General features: G+C 37.8%; 17 protein-coding genes and 3 tRNA genes. 14 read left to right on the top strand and 6 right to left on the bottom strand.

All coding sequences use genetic code 11. The features are described from left to right. Nucleotides 1–4: 4 nt before the first annotated feature. Nucleotides 5–934 carry a hypothetical protein gene (locus N6A79_RS07845; protein WP_268545510.1) on the bottom strand — a complete coding sequence of 310 codons (930 nt, stop codon included), beginning with the start codon at nt 932–934 and terminating at the stop codon, nt 5–7. A gap of 254 nt (nt 935–1,188) precedes the next feature. On the opposite strand from N6A79_RS07845, the gene N6A79_RS07840 reads away from it, so the two are divergent. The 4 genes from N6A79_RS07840 to N6A79_RS07825 are packed head-to-tail and all read left to right on the top strand — an operon-like array spanning nt 1,189 to nt 2,698. Continuing rightward, entirely contained in the window at nt 1,189–1,725 is a 537-nt protein-coding gene (locus N6A79_RS07840; protein WP_268545509.1) for a hypothetical protein, read from the top strand. A gap of 4 nt (nt 1,726–1,729) precedes the next feature. Continuing rightward, nucleotides 1,730–1,951 carry a hypothetical protein gene (locus N6A79_RS07835; protein ID WP_268545508.1) on the top strand — a complete coding sequence of 74 codons (222 nt, stop codon included), beginning with the start codon at nt 1,730–1,732 and terminating at the stop codon, nt 1,949–1,951. 34 nt (nt 1,952–1,985) lie between these two features. Further along, nucleotides 1,986–2,423 carry a hypothetical protein gene (locus N6A79_RS07830; protein ID WP_268545507.1) on the top strand — a complete coding sequence of 146 codons (438 nt, stop codon included), beginning with the start codon at nt 1,986–1,988 and terminating at the stop codon, nt 2,421–2,423. A 20-nt stretch (nt 2,424–2,443) separates the two neighbouring features. Beyond that, nucleotides 2,444–2,698 (top strand): hypothetical protein, encoded by a 255-nt coding sequence (locus N6A79_RS07825; RefSeq protein WP_268545506.1) that lies wholly within the window; start codon nt 2,444–2,446, stop codon nt 2,696–2,698. Here the strand turns inward: N6A79_RS07825 and N6A79_RS07820 are convergent. Both N6A79_RS07820 and N6A79_RS07815 read right to left on the bottom strand, forming a co-directional pair. Next, nucleotides 2,658–4,007 (bottom strand): DUF6538 domain-containing protein, encoded by a 1,350-nt coding sequence (locus N6A79_RS07820; RefSeq protein WP_268545505.1) that lies wholly within the window; start codon nt 4,005–4,007, stop codon nt 2,658–2,660. The genes N6A79_RS07825 and N6A79_RS07820 overlap by 41 nt on opposite strands. Before the next feature lie 132 nt (nt 4,008–4,139). Next, nucleotides 4,140–4,229: transfer RNA gene (locus N6A79_RS07815), tRNA-Ser, on the bottom strand. 340 nt (nt 4,230–4,569) lie between these two features. On the opposite strand from N6A79_RS07815, the gene N6A79_RS07810 reads away from it, so the two are divergent. From N6A79_RS07810 to N6A79_RS07790, 5 genes are all read left to right on the top strand, one after another. Further along, complete coding sequence (locus N6A79_RS07810) at nt 4,570–5,256, top strand: hypothetical protein (protein WP_268545504.1); 687 nt, start codon at nt 4,570–4,572, stop codon at nt 5,254–5,256. Nucleotides 5,257–5,372: 116 nt separating this feature from the next. Next, nucleotides 5,373–5,660 carry a hypothetical protein gene (locus N6A79_RS07805; RefSeq protein WP_268545503.1) on the top strand — a complete coding sequence of 96 codons (288 nt, stop codon included), beginning with the start codon at nt 5,373–5,375 and terminating at the stop codon, nt 5,658–5,660. Between the two features lie 180 nt (nt 5,661–5,840). Further along, on the top strand, nt 5,841–6,242 hold the full coding sequence (locus N6A79_RS07800) for a hypothetical protein (RefSeq protein WP_268545502.1): 402 nt from the start codon (nt 5,841–5,843) through the stop codon (nt 6,240–6,242). A 450-nt stretch (nt 6,243–6,692) separates the two neighbouring features. Further along, nucleotides 6,693–7,331, top strand: a complete 639-nt coding sequence (locus N6A79_RS07795) for a TetR/AcrR family transcriptional regulator (RefSeq protein WP_268545501.1) — start codon at nt 6,693–6,695, stop codon at nt 7,329–7,331. A 2-nt stretch (nt 7,332–7,333) separates the two neighbouring features. After that, nucleotides 7,334–8,158 (top strand): CPBP family intramembrane glutamic endopeptidase, encoded by an 825-nt coding sequence (locus N6A79_RS07790; protein ID WP_268545500.1) that lies wholly within the window; start codon nt 7,334–7,336, stop codon nt 8,156–8,158. Nucleotides 8,159–8,356: 198 nt separating this feature from the next. Here the strand turns inward: N6A79_RS07790 and N6A79_RS07785 are convergent, their stop codons facing one another. Both N6A79_RS07785 and N6A79_RS07780 read right to left on the bottom strand, forming a co-directional pair. Beyond that, nucleotides 8,357–8,869, bottom strand: coding sequence for a peptidoglycan-binding domain-containing protein (locus N6A79_RS07785; RefSeq protein WP_268545499.1), 513 nt, complete (start codon nt 8,867–8,869; stop codon nt 8,357–8,359). A gap of 166 nt (nt 8,870–9,035) precedes the next feature. Continuing rightward, nucleotides 9,036–10,229, bottom strand: a complete 1,194-nt coding sequence (locus N6A79_RS07780) for a sensor histidine kinase (protein ID WP_268545498.1) — start codon at nt 10,227–10,229, stop codon at nt 9,036–9,038. 620 nt (nt 10,230–10,849) lie between these two features. Here N6A79_RS07780 and N6A79_RS07775 point away from each other — a divergent pair. The 5 genes from N6A79_RS07775 (at nt 10,850) to N6A79_RS07755 (ending at nt 13,669) form a co-directional block, all read left to right on the top strand. Next, nucleotides 10,850–11,146, top strand: a complete 297-nt coding sequence (locus N6A79_RS07775) for a DUF5330 domain-containing protein (protein ID WP_182417064.1) — start codon at nt 10,850–10,852, stop codon at nt 11,144–11,146. Between the two features lie 354 nt (nt 11,147–11,500). Next, nucleotides 11,501–11,992, top strand: a complete 492-nt coding sequence (locus N6A79_RS07770; RefSeq protein WP_182417063.1) for a universal stress protein — start codon at nt 11,501–11,503, stop codon at nt 11,990–11,992. A gap of 177 nt (nt 11,993–12,169) precedes the next feature. After that, on the top strand, nt 12,170–12,739 hold the full coding sequence (locus N6A79_RS07765; RefSeq protein ID WP_268545497.1) for a NifU family protein: 570 nt from the start codon (nt 12,170–12,172) through the stop codon (nt 12,737–12,739). A 378-nt stretch (nt 12,740–13,117) separates the two neighbouring features. Beyond that, nucleotides 13,118–13,207, top strand: a tRNA-Ser gene (locus tag N6A79_RS07760). Nucleotides 13,208–13,593: 386 nt separating this feature from the next. After that, nucleotides 13,594–13,669 (top strand) — tRNA-Lys (locus N6A79_RS07755). Between the two features lie 165 nt (nt 13,670–13,834). Here the strand turns inward: N6A79_RS07755 and N6A79_RS07750 are convergent. Then, on the bottom strand, nt 13,835–14,524 hold the full coding sequence (locus N6A79_RS07750) for an HAD family hydrolase (protein ID WP_268545496.1): 690 nt from the start codon (nt 14,522–14,524) through the stop codon (nt 13,835–13,837). Nucleotides 14,525–14,687: the final 163 nt, after the last annotated feature.

Below are 14,687 nucleotides of genomic sequence, written 5' to 3'. Positions count from 1 at the left end.
TGGTTCATGACTGCTCAATTTGATCAATGTATCTTCTCATTGCCATCTTTAATTCAGGTTCGGAAATAGCGCCATCTTCAGTTAGTGTAACTTCAATCTCCTCTTTGCATTCGATTTCAGATCCCTTGTAGGTATTACCTTTTCTGTCAGTAAGAGTTATATCATCAGTATCAGCTACAGGCCTTAAAAGAGCTCCATAAGATTTTTCAAAATCTTCATCACTCATTGCTCTTGGCTTTTTTACCTTTAAAATAAGTTCTGCGGTCAATATATCTTCAAGATTAACATCTTTTAATGAAGGAGAATCACCCACAATCTTAGCCAGTACCTCTGACACACTATTTTTAATTGAAAAGCTTTTCTTTTGTGTTTCCTGTTGATTTTTGTTGAAACTAAAATTTGGGCCAACTTTAATTAACTTTAAATCTGATAATTTAGCAGCGTGCTGAGGCGCTATCTTTGGAGATAAATTATAATTGTTAGTTTTAAGTAATGAACTTATATAGGCTTCAAAACGCTTTATTGTCTTGTTTCCAGGTAAGTTGCATACTAAATACTTACCTTTTATTAGATAATAAAATTCACTTATTGTTTTTAAGTCGCTGGTTTGACTTTCTTTTTCTTTTATTTCAGAAAGTGCAAAAGTTTTTCTAATTAAAAAATCTTTAGGTATATTTCCTATATCAGAACTACTTTTAATTGTAATCATTGTGCCGAATAGCTGTTCTGCATTATCAATCATTTCTTTTTTGAATTCACAGCAAAGGTCACCCTCTTCTGACGAGCTATTTATTTTTACAATGCGTTGTTCGGCATCTTTACTTGCATCAAGTTGGGCAGAAAAATCATGAACGAGGTCATCTGCATTTTTTTTTAAGTCAAGAGATGTAATTGTAAACACACGAAGCTTAACCTTTTTTTGTGATTCTGCCATTTTAACCTCCAATATTATTTATTATAGATTAATTGCGCTATCTGAGTAAGTAAAGGTTTTAAACTTACAGGTGAAGCTTTTAGCGTATATCGGAGAACAAATCAAGAACATTTTGATACTAGTTGTTTGTTTTAGCGTTTTTTTTATTTTTTTAATTAATAGACCGTTATGGTATTGACATAAATAGTCCATTTTGGTATTTTAATTAAGCCACGAAGAAGCCGTTGCTGATCTGGTTTTATGGAGTAAATACAATGACCAATGTCAATACTAATCCATCTATTTCTCCCCCAAGTGCAATATGGCAGCAGGGGGCTGCTATTCACCCAATTCCCACATGTTGCCACGCTATGATGCTTGCCATGCAAGATATTGCGGCGGCAAAAGGCAATGTTGATGTTGCTGATTTAAAAAATGCTGGCTTTGGTGATGATGAAATCGCTACCTATGGTGAAAAAGCCGCAAGCCTTGCCCAAAGCTATGCGGTTAAAGCAGTGTGCAAACCCAAGCAAAACTTGCTGCAAATACCGCTTATTATTTCCGCGAGTGAAGCGACGCCACCACAATTTGATAATACCATTAATAATGACAAGCTGGGCAAGTTTTGGCGCGATTACTGCGCTTGTGTTGCTGCGTTTAAGCTACACCCATGGCACCCCTTGCGTGAGCGCTGCATTGCCATGCTAGCGCAATATTTAGCTGCGGTTAACATTGGCCAAGCAAGCCGCGCCGCCATTATCCGCCAAGTGGAAGCGCATTTGCGGGCCATTCCTCTTTGTCAAAAGGTGTAGGCCCATGCAAAAACCCATCGCACCGCAAGCCATTGAAACAGTTGCCAAGATTGTTGATATTTTACCAATAGATAATGACGAATTGGCACAGCAAGTCTTAGCAATGACCTTTAAGGCGGTTTGCAAGACGCTTAATATGAGCAAAGACGAAATAATCATAGCCTTTATCCGCATTATTGAAGCGGAAGAAGAAGGTAGAAAAGCCAAAGCACCTTTGGCCAACTAAGCCATAACCCAACCCACATTTTTAGGAGACCATCATGCAACGCGGCAGCGTTTGCAGTGGAGTTCTATTGTCTTTTAACAAGGTTTTTACAATGACCCAAGATGAAGCACGACAAAAAGCCATTAATGCTGGCGTTGAAAGCTTAAAGGCAGGTTTTGCCAATGTTTTTGACCATGATGAATGGCTAAAAGCGCTTAACCTTGCCCTTGATATTTTTACCGAGCAATGCGGCTTTATAAAAGAAGCGCCAAAGCAAGGGCAGGGGTTAGAAAAAGGCGTTTATGTTGCTTTCGATAGCCAAGGAAAAGCGGTTGAGTTTATTGCTAATCCTGCGCAATTTGACGGCAGTTTAGCTGTACAAGCCGACTTATATTCAAGACTAGCGGTAGCTTATAAAAAAGCCGCCAATATGGGCGGTACAGTGCGGCTTCTTTCGCAAGAATATCAAATGCAAATTGTAGACAAGTTTTAAAGTGTAACGAGGTTAAGGTTATGGCCGCGCGCATTCCACCCGTTACCGTTGAATTGTTAGAATCATATCTTGATCATTTGGCCCATCTTATGGTGGATTATGCACCAGATTTTGATGCTTGTTTACCGCTTTATGAACGGTTGGAGGCGGAGATTGAAATATTAAAAGATAAGGAAAAGCGCATGGCGGCTGTTTATGCACGGGCTAACAAACTAAAACAAGAAAAGCCTGCTGTTAAAAAATTGAAAAATCAAACGGCAAAGCAATCCGATTAAGTTGCTCCCACTGCCACAATAAACCGCCGCCAGATCCATAACGTGGGCGGTTGTTAGCGTGGCCCATCAATGCCATACGTAATTCATGATCGACATCGGCTTCTTTCATTCTATCTTCAAAAGCATGTCTAAGGGAGTAGATCACCTGATTGTCTTTTTCAAATAGGCCATTTTCCCTAAAAAATTTATTTAAAGTATTCGATAGGGTGGTTTCCTTATCGCGATAACGGGTAAAGCCGTTGCGATGTAGTTTTATAGCCTCTAATGCCACGCCAATAAGTGGAATGCGCCTAACGCTAGAGTTTGTTTTGATTTCGCGTGGGTCTGCAGGGTCTACACGCGGTGCAATATCAATAAAGGGTACTTCGCCATTTAGGTGAATATTTTCTGTGCCAAGATTGCAAATTTCACCAAGGCGGGCACCCGTATCAGCCAAAATAAAAACCACATGCCGTGCTTCGTCATTAAGCTTTGCCAAAGCGCCTGGTTGATAAAGCTTGTCTTCAATCCAGTTGGTTGAAAAAGGAGGGCGTGTTTTATTGACTTCTTTAAAAGATAGGCCAGACAATGGATTGTTGTAGTCAATTTTACCTATATGCGCAAAATAGGAGTTTAAGAAAACGCGGGCATTGCTAATTTGGCGATTGCCCCATGCTGCTGAATGGGTGGCAGCGCCGCTTGAATCTAAGATTGATTTTCCCAAGCTTTTATAAAAGGCTAAACCGTCTTGACGTGTGATGTCATCTATATCTTTGTCACCAATGGCATCGCTTAATAAACGCAAAGTTGCGCTTCGCCCTTGTATCCAACGTTCACGTTGATGTTGGCTTTTGCCCGTTAGCGTATGGGGGATAATATCTTCAAAATAAAGCTTGATGGCATCGCTTAGTAGTGTGTTTGGCGCTTTTACCGCACCAAGCAAGCTTTGTTGTAGAGGCGGCGGCAAGGTTTTGTCAGTGATAACAGAAAAGCGGCTGATAATTTCATCTAATGATGCCTTGGCGAGATCGCCGGCGGTTTTAAATGCAAAACCAAATGCTTCAACCTGTTTCATTGCCGCTTTATAGCGTTCCATCGCGGCATCGCTGTTCGTGCCTAGCATCAATGCTGCCCATAAATCATTGTCAGCTTTTTCATGCAAATCGCGTTTCGTGCGAGCAATAATCAAATCACTTGTGCGAAGTGAAATTTGAATAATTGGGCTGCGTTTATCTAGTTCAATAAGTGGTGTGGGCACACGTCTTTTATAGACGTAATTGCCATTGCGTAGCATGAGGTAACGATCTAGATTTGATGTTTTTGCAACCACAATAATGCATAGCCCCAACGATTTGTGTGACAGTTTGTATGCTATATTGTGTGATAGATTTGGCGTTTTTGCAATAGCAATGATTTTACAATTGAAAAAGTGCAATAAAAACAATTAGTTGCAAAAATTTAATGGCGGTGAGAGAGGGATTCGAACCCTCGATACGGTTCCCCGTATACACACTTTCCAGGCGTGCGCCTTCAGCCGCTCGGCCACCTCACCATTGTGGCGGCAATATAGCGAAAAATTAATATTTCACAAGCCCTAAAAGCTAAAATAATTGTCGAATTTCATCCCTCGTTGTCGGTAACACTATCTTAAGTAAGGTTTTTAAACTGATTTTTATTGAAAAAAGACACGAAAATAAATAGTTACGAGATTTTGTTGAGGTGGATAGGATTTAAAAATAATTGATTTAATAACAAAATTTTATTTCAACTATAAAGTTTCTTTTTTGAAAATACCTTTCAAAAAAATAATCGATGAAAATATAATTATTACTTGCAATTTCAAATAAATATGAACATTGTTCATTAGTGGTTGGATTCACGGAGTGACATTAATGAAAAAATCTCAACGATGGACTGAAAAATGCTTTAAGTTATTCCTTTGGGGGCTCACTTTCATTTTTGCATGGTTTTTGTTGCAACTTGGTAGTAACATTATTGCGGATTTGCCTAAAGTTGAGGCAAAGCTTACAGTTGGTGATTTTATTGATGATGCCGCAATTGCGCATATCGAAACCAAGCGTTTAGAGCCTCTCCAAGAAATGCAAAAACAACAAGAGATTTTGCACGCGCTTCGCGAAAAAGTCGAGCTAAGTACTAGTTTGTACAATTCTAGCAAAACCGAATTTGATAATTGGTTAGCAACTCGTCGTAGTATCCAATCTAATTCACAAGATGACAGTTTGATTGCGCGTACGAATGATTTGAATACCTTACAACAAGCAAAGCAAAAAGCCGAGCATGATTATGAAGTTCATCAAATACAATGTGAGTTAGCGCAAACCGAGTTTTATGCAGTTGGTAAGGATATCGATAAAGATATTGCCAATATTCGTGCCACTGCTGAAATTCAGCTGCAAAAGGCGGAGGCTTGGCAAAAATTAAAAGTATTTGTCTATCGTTTAATTTTAACCTTGCCCTTGTTGGTTGTCGCTGGTTGGGCTTTTGTTAAAAAGCGTAAAACTATCTATTGGCCATTTGCTTGGGGTTTATTATTTTTGCAATTTTCACGTTTTTTGTAGAATTGGTGCCATATCTTCCAAGTTATGGTGGTTATGTAAGGATAATAACTGGTGTTATAACATCTGTTGTGGTTGGCATTTACTTAATTCGTGCGTTTCAGGGCTATTTGTACAGGATGAAGGAACTTGAAGCCGAGCCGGAAATGCAGCGTCGCAAGAATATAGAATATGACAAAGCTTTAACTTTTTTACAAAAAGAACGCTGCCCAAGTTGCGAGCGCAATATACCGCTTAAGGATGGAAAAACCGATTTTTGTCCCCATTGCGGTTTGCATATTTTTAGTTGTTGCAATAATTGCCATAGTCGTAAAAGTAATTTTTCACCCTTTTGCTTTTCCTGCGGTGCGTCATCTGGTGTAACTGATGTGGATGGTTTTAAGTGCATAGGTGTCGCAGAGCTGTAATTTTATTTATTAATAGAATTACATGAATTTAAACCATAAGGATGATTTTTCATTGTGGTTTGTTCTGTTTTTATTAAATAATTATCTCGATTTTTATTTGTAAATATATATTGATTATGTATAATTACTTTGTTGCAGTGGGTTGGTTCGATTGTTTTATAAAAATTGGGGGTAGTATTCATGTATCAAAATCCTGATATGATTAGGGTCGCAACTGGTTTTGGTACTTTGGATACTTATGCTTTGAAAACTTATCTTAATAGCTATGGTATTGAGGTGATGTTAGATAATAGCTATTTTTCTGCAGCGTCCCCGCATTATGTTTTTGCGACTGAAGGTATAAATATGTGGGTTTTTACAAGTGATTGGCCGGTTGTAAAAGAATTAATTGCCACATATCGACTTGAGCAGGAGCAGGGCGCATCTCATTCTAGCATATTGGGCAAAGTGGTCTTTACAGTTTTATGGGTGGTTTTGATGGTTTTGTGTACAACGCCGCCACCAGCTAGGGGGGTATATTTTACCCACCCTAAAATGGTTGCAAGACTATTGAACCATGAAAATGATGAGCGTAAAGCCTAAATTACCCAGTTACGTTAGCGGCTACATTTTTGTTTGGATTTGCTTGTGGATCCATCATTGCAGAGAAATTTGCCATCGCTTGTGCATTGCTTTACACCGCCTTTTTTGCCGCTACAAGGTGTGTTTGCACTATAAGCTGGTAGGCTTGCAAAAGAAAAAATAGCAAGTACCAAAAGAGCAAAAATGTTTTTCAAAATATTAGTCATAGTTTAACCCCCATTAAATTTAACTTCATCCATTAAAGCTGTATTTGAAAACTAATCAATAGCAAGCTGCAATAGCTTGCGTTTATCCCATAAAATTTGTGCTTTTAGACTGGTTGCTAGGCAGCTTATTCAATTTTAAACAAAATACGCTTGCAATCTTTTTAAAAATCTATAAATGACTAACGGTCATTATTAGCTATTTTGACGTTTTTATCTATGGCGATTTAACCAGTTGAGAGATTTCATGCGTGTAAAAAAAGGCGATGAGCTGAAAAGAGCAATTATAATAGCGGCAACCCAACTCTTTAGCCAGCGCAGCGTAAAAGACGTTTCAATTGACGAAATCGTAAGAAATGCAGGAATAGCTAAGGGTACGTTTTATTTATATTTTACATCAAAAAAAGAGTTGCTTTGCTATCTCGCAGAAGATTGGGTTAGTCAAATGGTTGGCAAAGTAAATGAAATTGCATCAAAAACTGACGAGCGTGCTTTTCAGCTCTTTATTGCTGCTTTTTCATCTTTGAAAGAAATTGAGAATAATCATCCTTATCTCCATGCAGCATTAGATACGCCCAATAATGCTGATCTGCACGAGCAGATCAATGTTGCTTGGGTTAAGCAGATAGGTAAAGCACTCGCCCCTCTGGTTGAGCGAGGGGTAAGAGAAGGAGATTTTAATGTTGATGATGCCTTATCAACTCTTCAATTCATTTTAGCAGGTCAAGCCTACTTACTTGGCAATAAGCAGTTTTCATGGAGCGAGATAGAATATCAAGCCCATTTTGTTTCTGTCTTGAAATTGGTAGAAAGAGCATTGGGAGTAAAAACAAACCAATTGCTTGAAGCCTTTTTAGGTAACCATTTATACCAAAGGAAAGATTAATAATGTCCAATCAAAAAAATATTTTGAGGTTATTTTCTCACCCTTGGCGTTTTTATAGCATAGTCACAATCGGATGTTTTGCTCTTTGGTTTATGGCAGCTTGGTTAAGCCATTTACCACAAAATTCATATTGGCCTTTAATTACTGTTTTACAGCTTTTGGGCTTAATTTTTCCATTTTGTGTATCTTGGTTGATGGTGCGCAAAAACACGTTGTTAAAGTCAGATTTTTATTCACGTTTAACACTGCTTTCAACGCCGCAATTAAAGGCATGTTTTATCGCGATTGTCATTATGTTTGGTAGTATATTGGGTGCAACTGTAATATCATTATTTTTTGGCTACAGTTCAAGCCAGTTTTTAATATCAAAACATGCATCCTTTAGCGCAGGTGTTTTATCCGGTTGGGCGGCATTGTTGCTTGCGCCAATTATTGAGGAGTTAAGCTGGCATAGTTATGGCACCGATTGTCTGCGGCGCAGTTTTTGCATGTTTTGGACTTCGATTATTTTTGCAGTTTATTGGGTGTTTTGGCATATGCCACTTGGCTTTATTGCTAATTATTATCAAGCCAATCTTGTAGAGGAGGGGTGGCAATATAGTTTAAATTTTGCAATTAGCTTATTGCCTTTTGTTCTTATTATGAACTGGTTATATTACCGCGCTGGTCGCAGCATTATTGTTGCAATTATTTTTCACCTTGCTGCAAGTATCGCGAACGAATTATTCCAAACTAATCCTGATACAAAAATCATTCAAACAGGCCTTTTGATACTATTAACGGCTTGGCTATTATATCGCTATCCAAAAGAATTCTTTCAAAAATAAAAGGCATATTTGGAAAATCGCATTAATATTTTGATAACTCAGATTTAGCTCTTAAAACTGTTTTGAAAGAAGATTGAGTGATAATTACAAAATAACAATCAATTCAAATGCATCACAAAACTGCTTAATTTTTTAGAAAAAGGCTAGCTTATATCTGACAATCTTTTTTAGGAGCTTGGTTGGATAATCAAATATGAGCTAATAAAGGCCATTGGTGTCATTTTCCAAAAGTCCAATCTCTCGCATTTTGTTTATTAATTCGGGGGTGATAATACCGGTTTCTTTCAATGAAAACATTTTTTGAAAGGCCAAAATTGCCTTTTTGGTATTATCATCGCTGATGCCGTTTACAACAAGATGAGTATTGCCAAAACTGCGTAGTGCTGTTTGTATTCGCATCATTTGGGCTTTTTCTTTTGATAATATTGCTGTTGGTTTATTATCTTTTAATGGCGTTGGCTTTATTTGCGGCACGGCTAGTGCCATAGGAGCTTGGTTAGAAGGTGTGTTTTCGGTAGCTTGAGTTAGAGGCGCTTGTGGACGAGGCTTTGGTATTGCTGGGGTACGATTATCCACTGTGTTCGGATGAAGATTGTTTTGCTCTTTTAATAAAGCTTCAATAGTAAGCTGGTTTGATGTTGAATTATCTTGCTTTTCATGGCTTTCAGAAAAGAAAAAACTGCGTGTTACCATATATTGATTGTAAAACATGTGATAAGCAAGGAAAGAAAAAAAGCATAAAAATAGACAAAATCCAAGAAAGATTAATGGGTTTTTACGGATTATTTGGGCAGCAGAATAACACAGCCATTTTATTAGCTGCGTGATCGTTGATGATATTAGCGCTGTAACGTTGTGTTGTTTTTTCTTTTTTGTTTTACGCCGTTTTGTCGATCTTTTGTTTACTTTTGCCATCGCCTAAATATTTTTCATGAAGTTCTACTGTTTGGGTTTTATTGTTGATTGCAAAAAAATGCAAATTGTCAGCTTCGATTTTTTGATGCTTATTCGCTTTATCTAGTTGAGGTCCATTCCCAAGGGGGAGGGTGAGCGAAATGGTTGTACCTCTGTTTCTTCTACTGCTGATATTAACTCTACCCTTAGCAGCTTCAACAATACCAAATACCAGTGAAAGACCAATGCCGTATCCATCAATATTGGAGGATAATACATTACTTGCTCTTTTGAAAGGGTGGCGAAGTTCTTCTATTTCTTCTTCAGCAATACCGGTGCCGGTATCGCTAACCGTAAGTAAAAGATGATTATTTTTTAAAACACGCTGTTGAATAGTAATAATCGAGCCATCACCGCTATATTTAGCAGCATTTGTAATTAGATTAATCATTACTTGTTTTAATTGTAAGCTCTTTAATGTTGTAAAGCAGCTGCCATGGAGATCTGATGTAAATACTACTTTGCTATGCTGGGTTAAATGGCTAGTCATCACAATAGCCTCAGCAATGGTGCTGTCCACATCTTGATCAATGACTTTATCTTGTTCTTGTTGTTTTTCAAGATAGGTTGTTATCAATTGCAGTAGGTGATTTCCAGATTCTTTAATATGCATGGCATATTGGCGTTGTAGCGAAGTTTCAAATTTTCCAGAAAACTCATGAAGTAGAAAATCCGTAAAGCCAATGATGGCATTTAGTGGTTCGCGCATTTCATGGGCAACAAGAGTAAGAGGTGGCATTTCATTTAAAATTGCATTGCTATCTTGTTCCATGTTGCCAATAGATGAAGTAGGCGCGGATATTTGCCTTGATACGGTTTTATCGATTAATTGGCAGTCAATGTTTATGCCATTTATCCCAAGAGTTACATTGCCCAGTTGAAAGATGATAAACATACCATCCTTGTTGATAAAACGAAAATTGCTATAGCCACTGTCTTTTTTGCCTATGCGTGCATTGTCCAGCAGTGTGACTAAAGCAATTTTATCATTTATATGGACGCTTTCGGCAAGGTGTTTACCTTTTTGAAAAAAGCCATAGAGATGTGTTTCACCCTGAAAAGCTCTAATGTAGCCTTGAGTTGAAACGGTGAGTTTGATCATTGCTTTATGTTTCATGGTTACCATTTTTTTGCTCTAGCCAACATTAATATGCCAATAGGCCACGAGTATGTTTGCGTCAAAATGCCTTGTAAGGACTTAATGAAAGGATAACTGATCTTTTTTTTGCCGCATTTTACCCTTGAAGCTGCAATTATGGTTAATAAATTATAATCCGTGAATTGGGTTTGGTAAGAGCTTTTTTGAAGAAAATATAGTTGTTTTGAGGTGCACAAATTTTTTGACTAAATATTTTTTAAACAAATCAGTTGTTTATATTAGTTTTTATGTTGATGGAATGTTTTGGGGAGGAGGGCGCGGAAAGTAGCCGGCATTTTGATAAAAATATTTTAAATAAATGATTCATCAATATTTAGGAGATATTGTGAAACTGAAATAATCAGATTTCAGAATTATGGATTTATCAGGGGCTGGAAAATGATTTTTTCTTAATTATTTAGATTTGCAGCTCTTGTAAACCTATTATAGGAGCGCTGGTTTTACAAAATTTAAAGATCTCGCTTTGTCAATAATATTTTTACGGTCTAAATATGAAGTTAGAGGTTTTATATCTATAAAATCAATTAATTAATCGCATTTCTTTAATTGGTTTGTAAGGATTGCTAAGGTTAGATTGCATGAGATTCTTAATTAAAGTTGCTTTTTTTCTCATACTGCTTTTTGTTGCAGTTGCATATTTTGCGCCTTCAGAACATGCGCCTCATAGTAATGGCCAATCTTATTCAATGCTTGATGGCATATTTGCTTTCAAATCAACCGTAAATGATATGGGTGGGTTTTGTGATAGAAATCCAGAAACATGTATAACTGGTAAGTCATTTTTTGCCACTATCAAAGATAAGGCGCTTGAAGGAGCTCGTATTTCATATGAGTTCTTAAATGAAAAGCTTGGCGGTCAAGTGGTCGAAAAATAAGTTATCTATAGCTATATCTCTTGCAAGTTATCTATATGGGAGTTTTCTCTATGCTCCCATTAGAAAGCTAAATATATCAATAAAAAGTTTTTGAAAAATCTGCAGCGGCAGCTTAGCTAGCGTTTTAAATTTTTCCTATATAAAAGTTAACAAGAGACCATTTGCATCTGCGGCTGTGATAAAGTAATATGATGTTAAATTGATCTATAATTACTTTCACTTTTTTCACGCAATGATAAAATATGTTGCAATGGGGAAAATTCTTCCAATTAGATTATAATTAAAAAATGGCGCTTGTTTTTGTCCCTATCAACTGCATAGCAGGTAGCCAAAGAAAAATGGCAGGCTAATTATATGGTATCTAAAAGATTAAGTCATGAAGATGGGCATCGTCGCAAGTTTTTGGTAGTTATTGATGAGACGCCAGAATGTAAAAGAGCTGTTGCCTATGCCTCACGGCGAGTAAAAAATACAAATGGCGCCCTTGTTTTGCTGTTTGTGATTGATAGTTCAGAATTCCAGCATTTTCTTGGCGTTGGCGATGTGATGCGGGCTGAGGCGGAAGAACGGGCCAAAACCACCTTGTCACAAATTGCAGCTGAGGTGCGTGAAGGTTTGGGCATTGAAGCAGAACAAATTGTCCGCGAAGGTAAAGCTGCCTTAGAAATAGCAAGTCTGATTGAAGATGATCAGGATATTGCGGTTTTGATTCTTGCCGCTGGCGCTAATGCCGAAGGGCCGGGGCCATTGGTGGAGGCGGTTGCAGGGCGCAATTCGTCATTTGCAATTCCTGTTACTATTATTCCGGCAAATCTAAGCGATGCTGATATTGATGCGGTGACATAAATTCCTATATAACTGCCTAAAGAATATTAAAAATTGGGCTGCTTTTAGTATTATTTCTCTTTTTAGAATTATTTTTCTGTCGCGCTGGTTAAGTATTTAGTTAACGGAAATTGTCTTTAAGACACCTATTGGTGATGGCAGCTTATTATTAGCAGCAATAGAATAAGGTTATGCACTATGTTTATTCAAACAGAAACTACCCCTAATCCGGCAACGCTAAAGTTTTTGCCCGGTAAAATCGTTCTCCATGATGGCGTTGAAGATTTTCGCGATGCCGAAACAGCCTCCGCGCGCTCGCCGCTTGCAGCTAAATTATTTGCAATACCAAGTGTTTCAGGGGTGTTTTTTGGCTTTGACTTTATAACTGTAACTAAGGCTGATGGCGAATGGGCGCATTTGAAGCCTGCTATTCTTGGCACAATTATGGAGCATATGATGGCTGATTTGCCGATAATGGCGATAAGTGCAAATCAGCTTAATCATGACGAGGAAGAATTTTTTGCCCCTCAGGATCAGGAAATTGTTGATACGATCAAGGAATTACTTGAAACTCGTGTTCGCCCTGCGGTGGCTCAAGATGGTGGCGACATTACGTTTCGTGGCTTTGAACACGGTGTTGTCTATTTGAATATGCGTGGCGCATGCTCTGGTTGCCCATCATCTACTGCTACGCTTAAACATGGCATTGAAAACCTATTACGCCACTTTGTGCCTGATGTTGTTGGTGTTGAGGCAATGCCGCAATAGGTAATATGCGCGTTTTCGACATTTGCTGATAACTTGCTGTTAATGGAATAATCGCAGCATTTTTAGTTATCTATATAGTTTGCAATTCGCCAAATCAAAGTGGCTATGAAGTTCTATTTAAAAAAGCCCAAGTGGAATCACTTGGGCTTTTTTTATAAAACTGTTATGAATTAGTGCAGACTTAGCAATGATAATGAAAATTTATCCCTGAGTATTTTTTTTTGATGAAATTTTTAATTTTTATTAATTAATTGATATTATTGATTTTATTGAAAGATTGAACAATATTTCTTTTTTATCTATGTCTTTTTTTTTAAAAAAATGCATTTTAATGTTGACGTTTCAGAATACTTCTATAAAGAGGTGTTCACCTAACAAGGAGGGGTGGCCGAGCGGTTTAAGGCACCGGTCTTGAAAACCGGCGTGCAGGAGACTGTACCGTGGGTTCGAATCCCACCCCCTCCGCCATTTAGACATATTGATGTTCGATCTATGTCTTTTTCCAAATTATCCCAAAAAAACTAAAATTATTAGATTGTGTCTTTGCTTTAGTCTTTCGGCTGGTTTTCATAAAATCGATTTCACTGATGCGTTGCCAAGTTGATTTTGTCTTACGTGATCGTGGCTGAATGATATCAGCAAAAAGGCCATGATTCTTAAAAATTGGCTATGCAGAATGATGGTTTATCTATTTCTTTCATCTAATATAAGTTTTGTGCAATTATTTTTTTTGTTTAAAAACAGTATATTAGCTTTAAGGTAAAAGAAAATTGTGTTTTTTGGATAAAAACTGTTGACGTTAGCGGTTCTCGAACGTATGTTCCGCCCACTTCTCGCAGAAACTTTCTGTAAGGGAGCGCGTAGCTCAGCCGGTAGAGCAACTGACTTTTAATCAGTAGGTCCAGGGTTCGAATCCCTGCGCGCTCACCAACTCATTTTCCTTTATCGCTCATTTCATTTTTGGTTGGATCTTTATTCAATTTACTTGGCTTGTTTTGCGTTTTTATGGCGCTCACTCTAAAGGTTTTTGGCAAATACAAAATGGGGCGCTATTTCTATGGATAGCGGCCCAAGTTTTTAGCTTAAATGGCTTGGTTAAAGAACGTCTTGCCAGCTTTCCATTGCGGTAATGACAGCTTTAATATCCTTATGGCGATTTACGACCGTTGCTGCACCAACATCAGTTAAAGCGTCTGCTAGGCCAGGATAGGCATGGGTGCCGCCGGTAAAGCCAATAACGCGCATACCAGCCGCAACCGCAGCTGTTGCGCCGGGAACTGAATCTTCAATAACAACGGTATTTTCTGGCGCAATATTAAAAGATTTTGCCGCAGAAAGAAAAATATCGGGGGCAGGTTTTGGTTTTTTTGATCCAGTTTCTGGTGCCGAGAAAATCTTGCCTTCAAACAGGTCATAAAGACCGGTCGCCTGAAGCATTTTTTTGATATTTTCACTGATAGAGTTGGAGCAAATGCAATAGGGCAGATCAAGCGAGTTGACTAAATCACGAACGCCATCAATGGCAAGCAATTCACTATCTATCCGCCGGACAAATTCACTATGGGCTTTATCAAGCAAATTGGCCGATAGCGGAATATCGATTTGCTTCTCAATTGCTATTAAAGTGTCTTCAAAGGTCATGCCATTATATCGTTCGGATAATTCTTCACCAGTTGTGGCAAAGCCGGCATCAGTTAATAATTCGGCTTTAACTTTCGACGATAAATATTCTGAATCAACCAGAACACCATCGCAATCGAAGATTACCAGTTTTATCGCAGTCATTTTTATTCCTTAAATCTAGCTCTATTGGTAAAATTTATAATCATGTTTCTATAGATAAGGGTAACTGGCGTATATTGCAAAAAATATCGTCGATAAAATAAATTTCTATCCAAAGTCATTCTTAAATGGGGTGAACCTGAATATCTAAAGTGTGCTTTAGCCA

This window comes from Bartonella sp. HY761, assembly GCF_026743145.1.
Lineage (GTDB): Bacteria > Pseudomonadota > Alphaproteobacteria > Rhizobiales > Rhizobiaceae > HY038.
The sequence above is the reverse complement of the archived record's forward strand: the minus strand, read 5'-3'. Positions and strand labels throughout refer to the sequence as shown.

Bases quoted from the DNA above. Each gene is read 5' to 3' on its own strand.
- N6A79_RS07805 (WP_268545503.1), top strand. From the start codon at position 5,373: ATGAAGGAACTTGAAGCCGAGCCGGAAATGCAGCGTCGCAAGAATATA.
- N6A79_RS07830 (WP_268545507.1), top strand. From the start codon at position 1,986: ATGCAACGCGGCAGCGTTTGCAGTGGAGTTCTATTGTCTTTTAACAAG.
- N6A79_RS07750 (WP_268545496.1), bottom strand. From the start codon at position 14,524: ATGACTGCGATAAAACTGGTAATCTTCGATTGCGATGGTGTTCTGGTT.
- N6A79_RS07825 (WP_268545506.1), top strand. From the start codon at position 2,444: ATGGCCGCGCGCATTCCACCCGTTACCGTTGAATTGTTAGAATCATAT.
- N6A79_RS07835 (WP_268545508.1), top strand. From the start codon at position 1,730: ATGCAAAAACCCATCGCACCGCAAGCCATTGAAACAGTTGCCAAGATT.
- N6A79_RS07765 (WP_268545497.1), top strand. From the start codon at position 12,170: ATGTTTATTCAAACAGAAACTACCCCTAATCCGGCAACGCTAAAGTTT.
- N6A79_RS07775 (WP_182417064.1), top strand. From the start codon at position 10,850: ATGAGATTCTTAATTAAAGTTGCTTTTTTTCTCATACTGCTTTTTGTT.
- N6A79_RS07795 (WP_268545501.1), top strand. From the start codon at position 6,693: ATGCGTGTAAAAAAAGGCGATGAGCTGAAAAGAGCAATTATAATAGCG.
- N6A79_RS07770 (WP_182417063.1), top strand. From the start codon at position 11,501: ATGGTATCTAAAAGATTAAGTCATGAAGATGGGCATCGTCGCAAGTTT.
- N6A79_RS07800 (WP_268545502.1), top strand. From the start codon at position 5,841: ATGTATCAAAATCCTGATATGATTAGGGTCGCAACTGGTTTTGGTACT.
- N6A79_RS07845 (WP_268545510.1), bottom strand. From the start codon at position 934: ATGGCAGAATCACAAAAAAAGGTTAAGCTTCGTGTGTTTACAATTACA.
- N6A79_RS07790 (WP_268545500.1), top strand. From the start codon at position 7,334: ATGTCCAATCAAAAAAATATTTTGAGGTTATTTTCTCACCCTTGGCGT.
- N6A79_RS07810 (WP_268545504.1), top strand. From the start codon at position 4,570: ATGAAAAAATCTCAACGATGGACTGAAAAATGCTTTAAGTTATTCCTT.
- N6A79_RS07780 (WP_268545498.1), bottom strand. From the start codon at position 10,229: ATGAAACATAAAGCAATGATCAAACTCACCGTTTCAACTCAAGGCTAC.
- N6A79_RS07785 (WP_268545499.1), bottom strand. From the start codon at position 8,869: ATGTTTTACAATCAATATATGGTAACACGCAGTTTTTTCTTTTCTGAA.
- N6A79_RS07840 (WP_268545509.1), top strand. From the start codon at position 1,189: ATGACCAATGTCAATACTAATCCATCTATTTCTCCCCCAAGTGCAATA.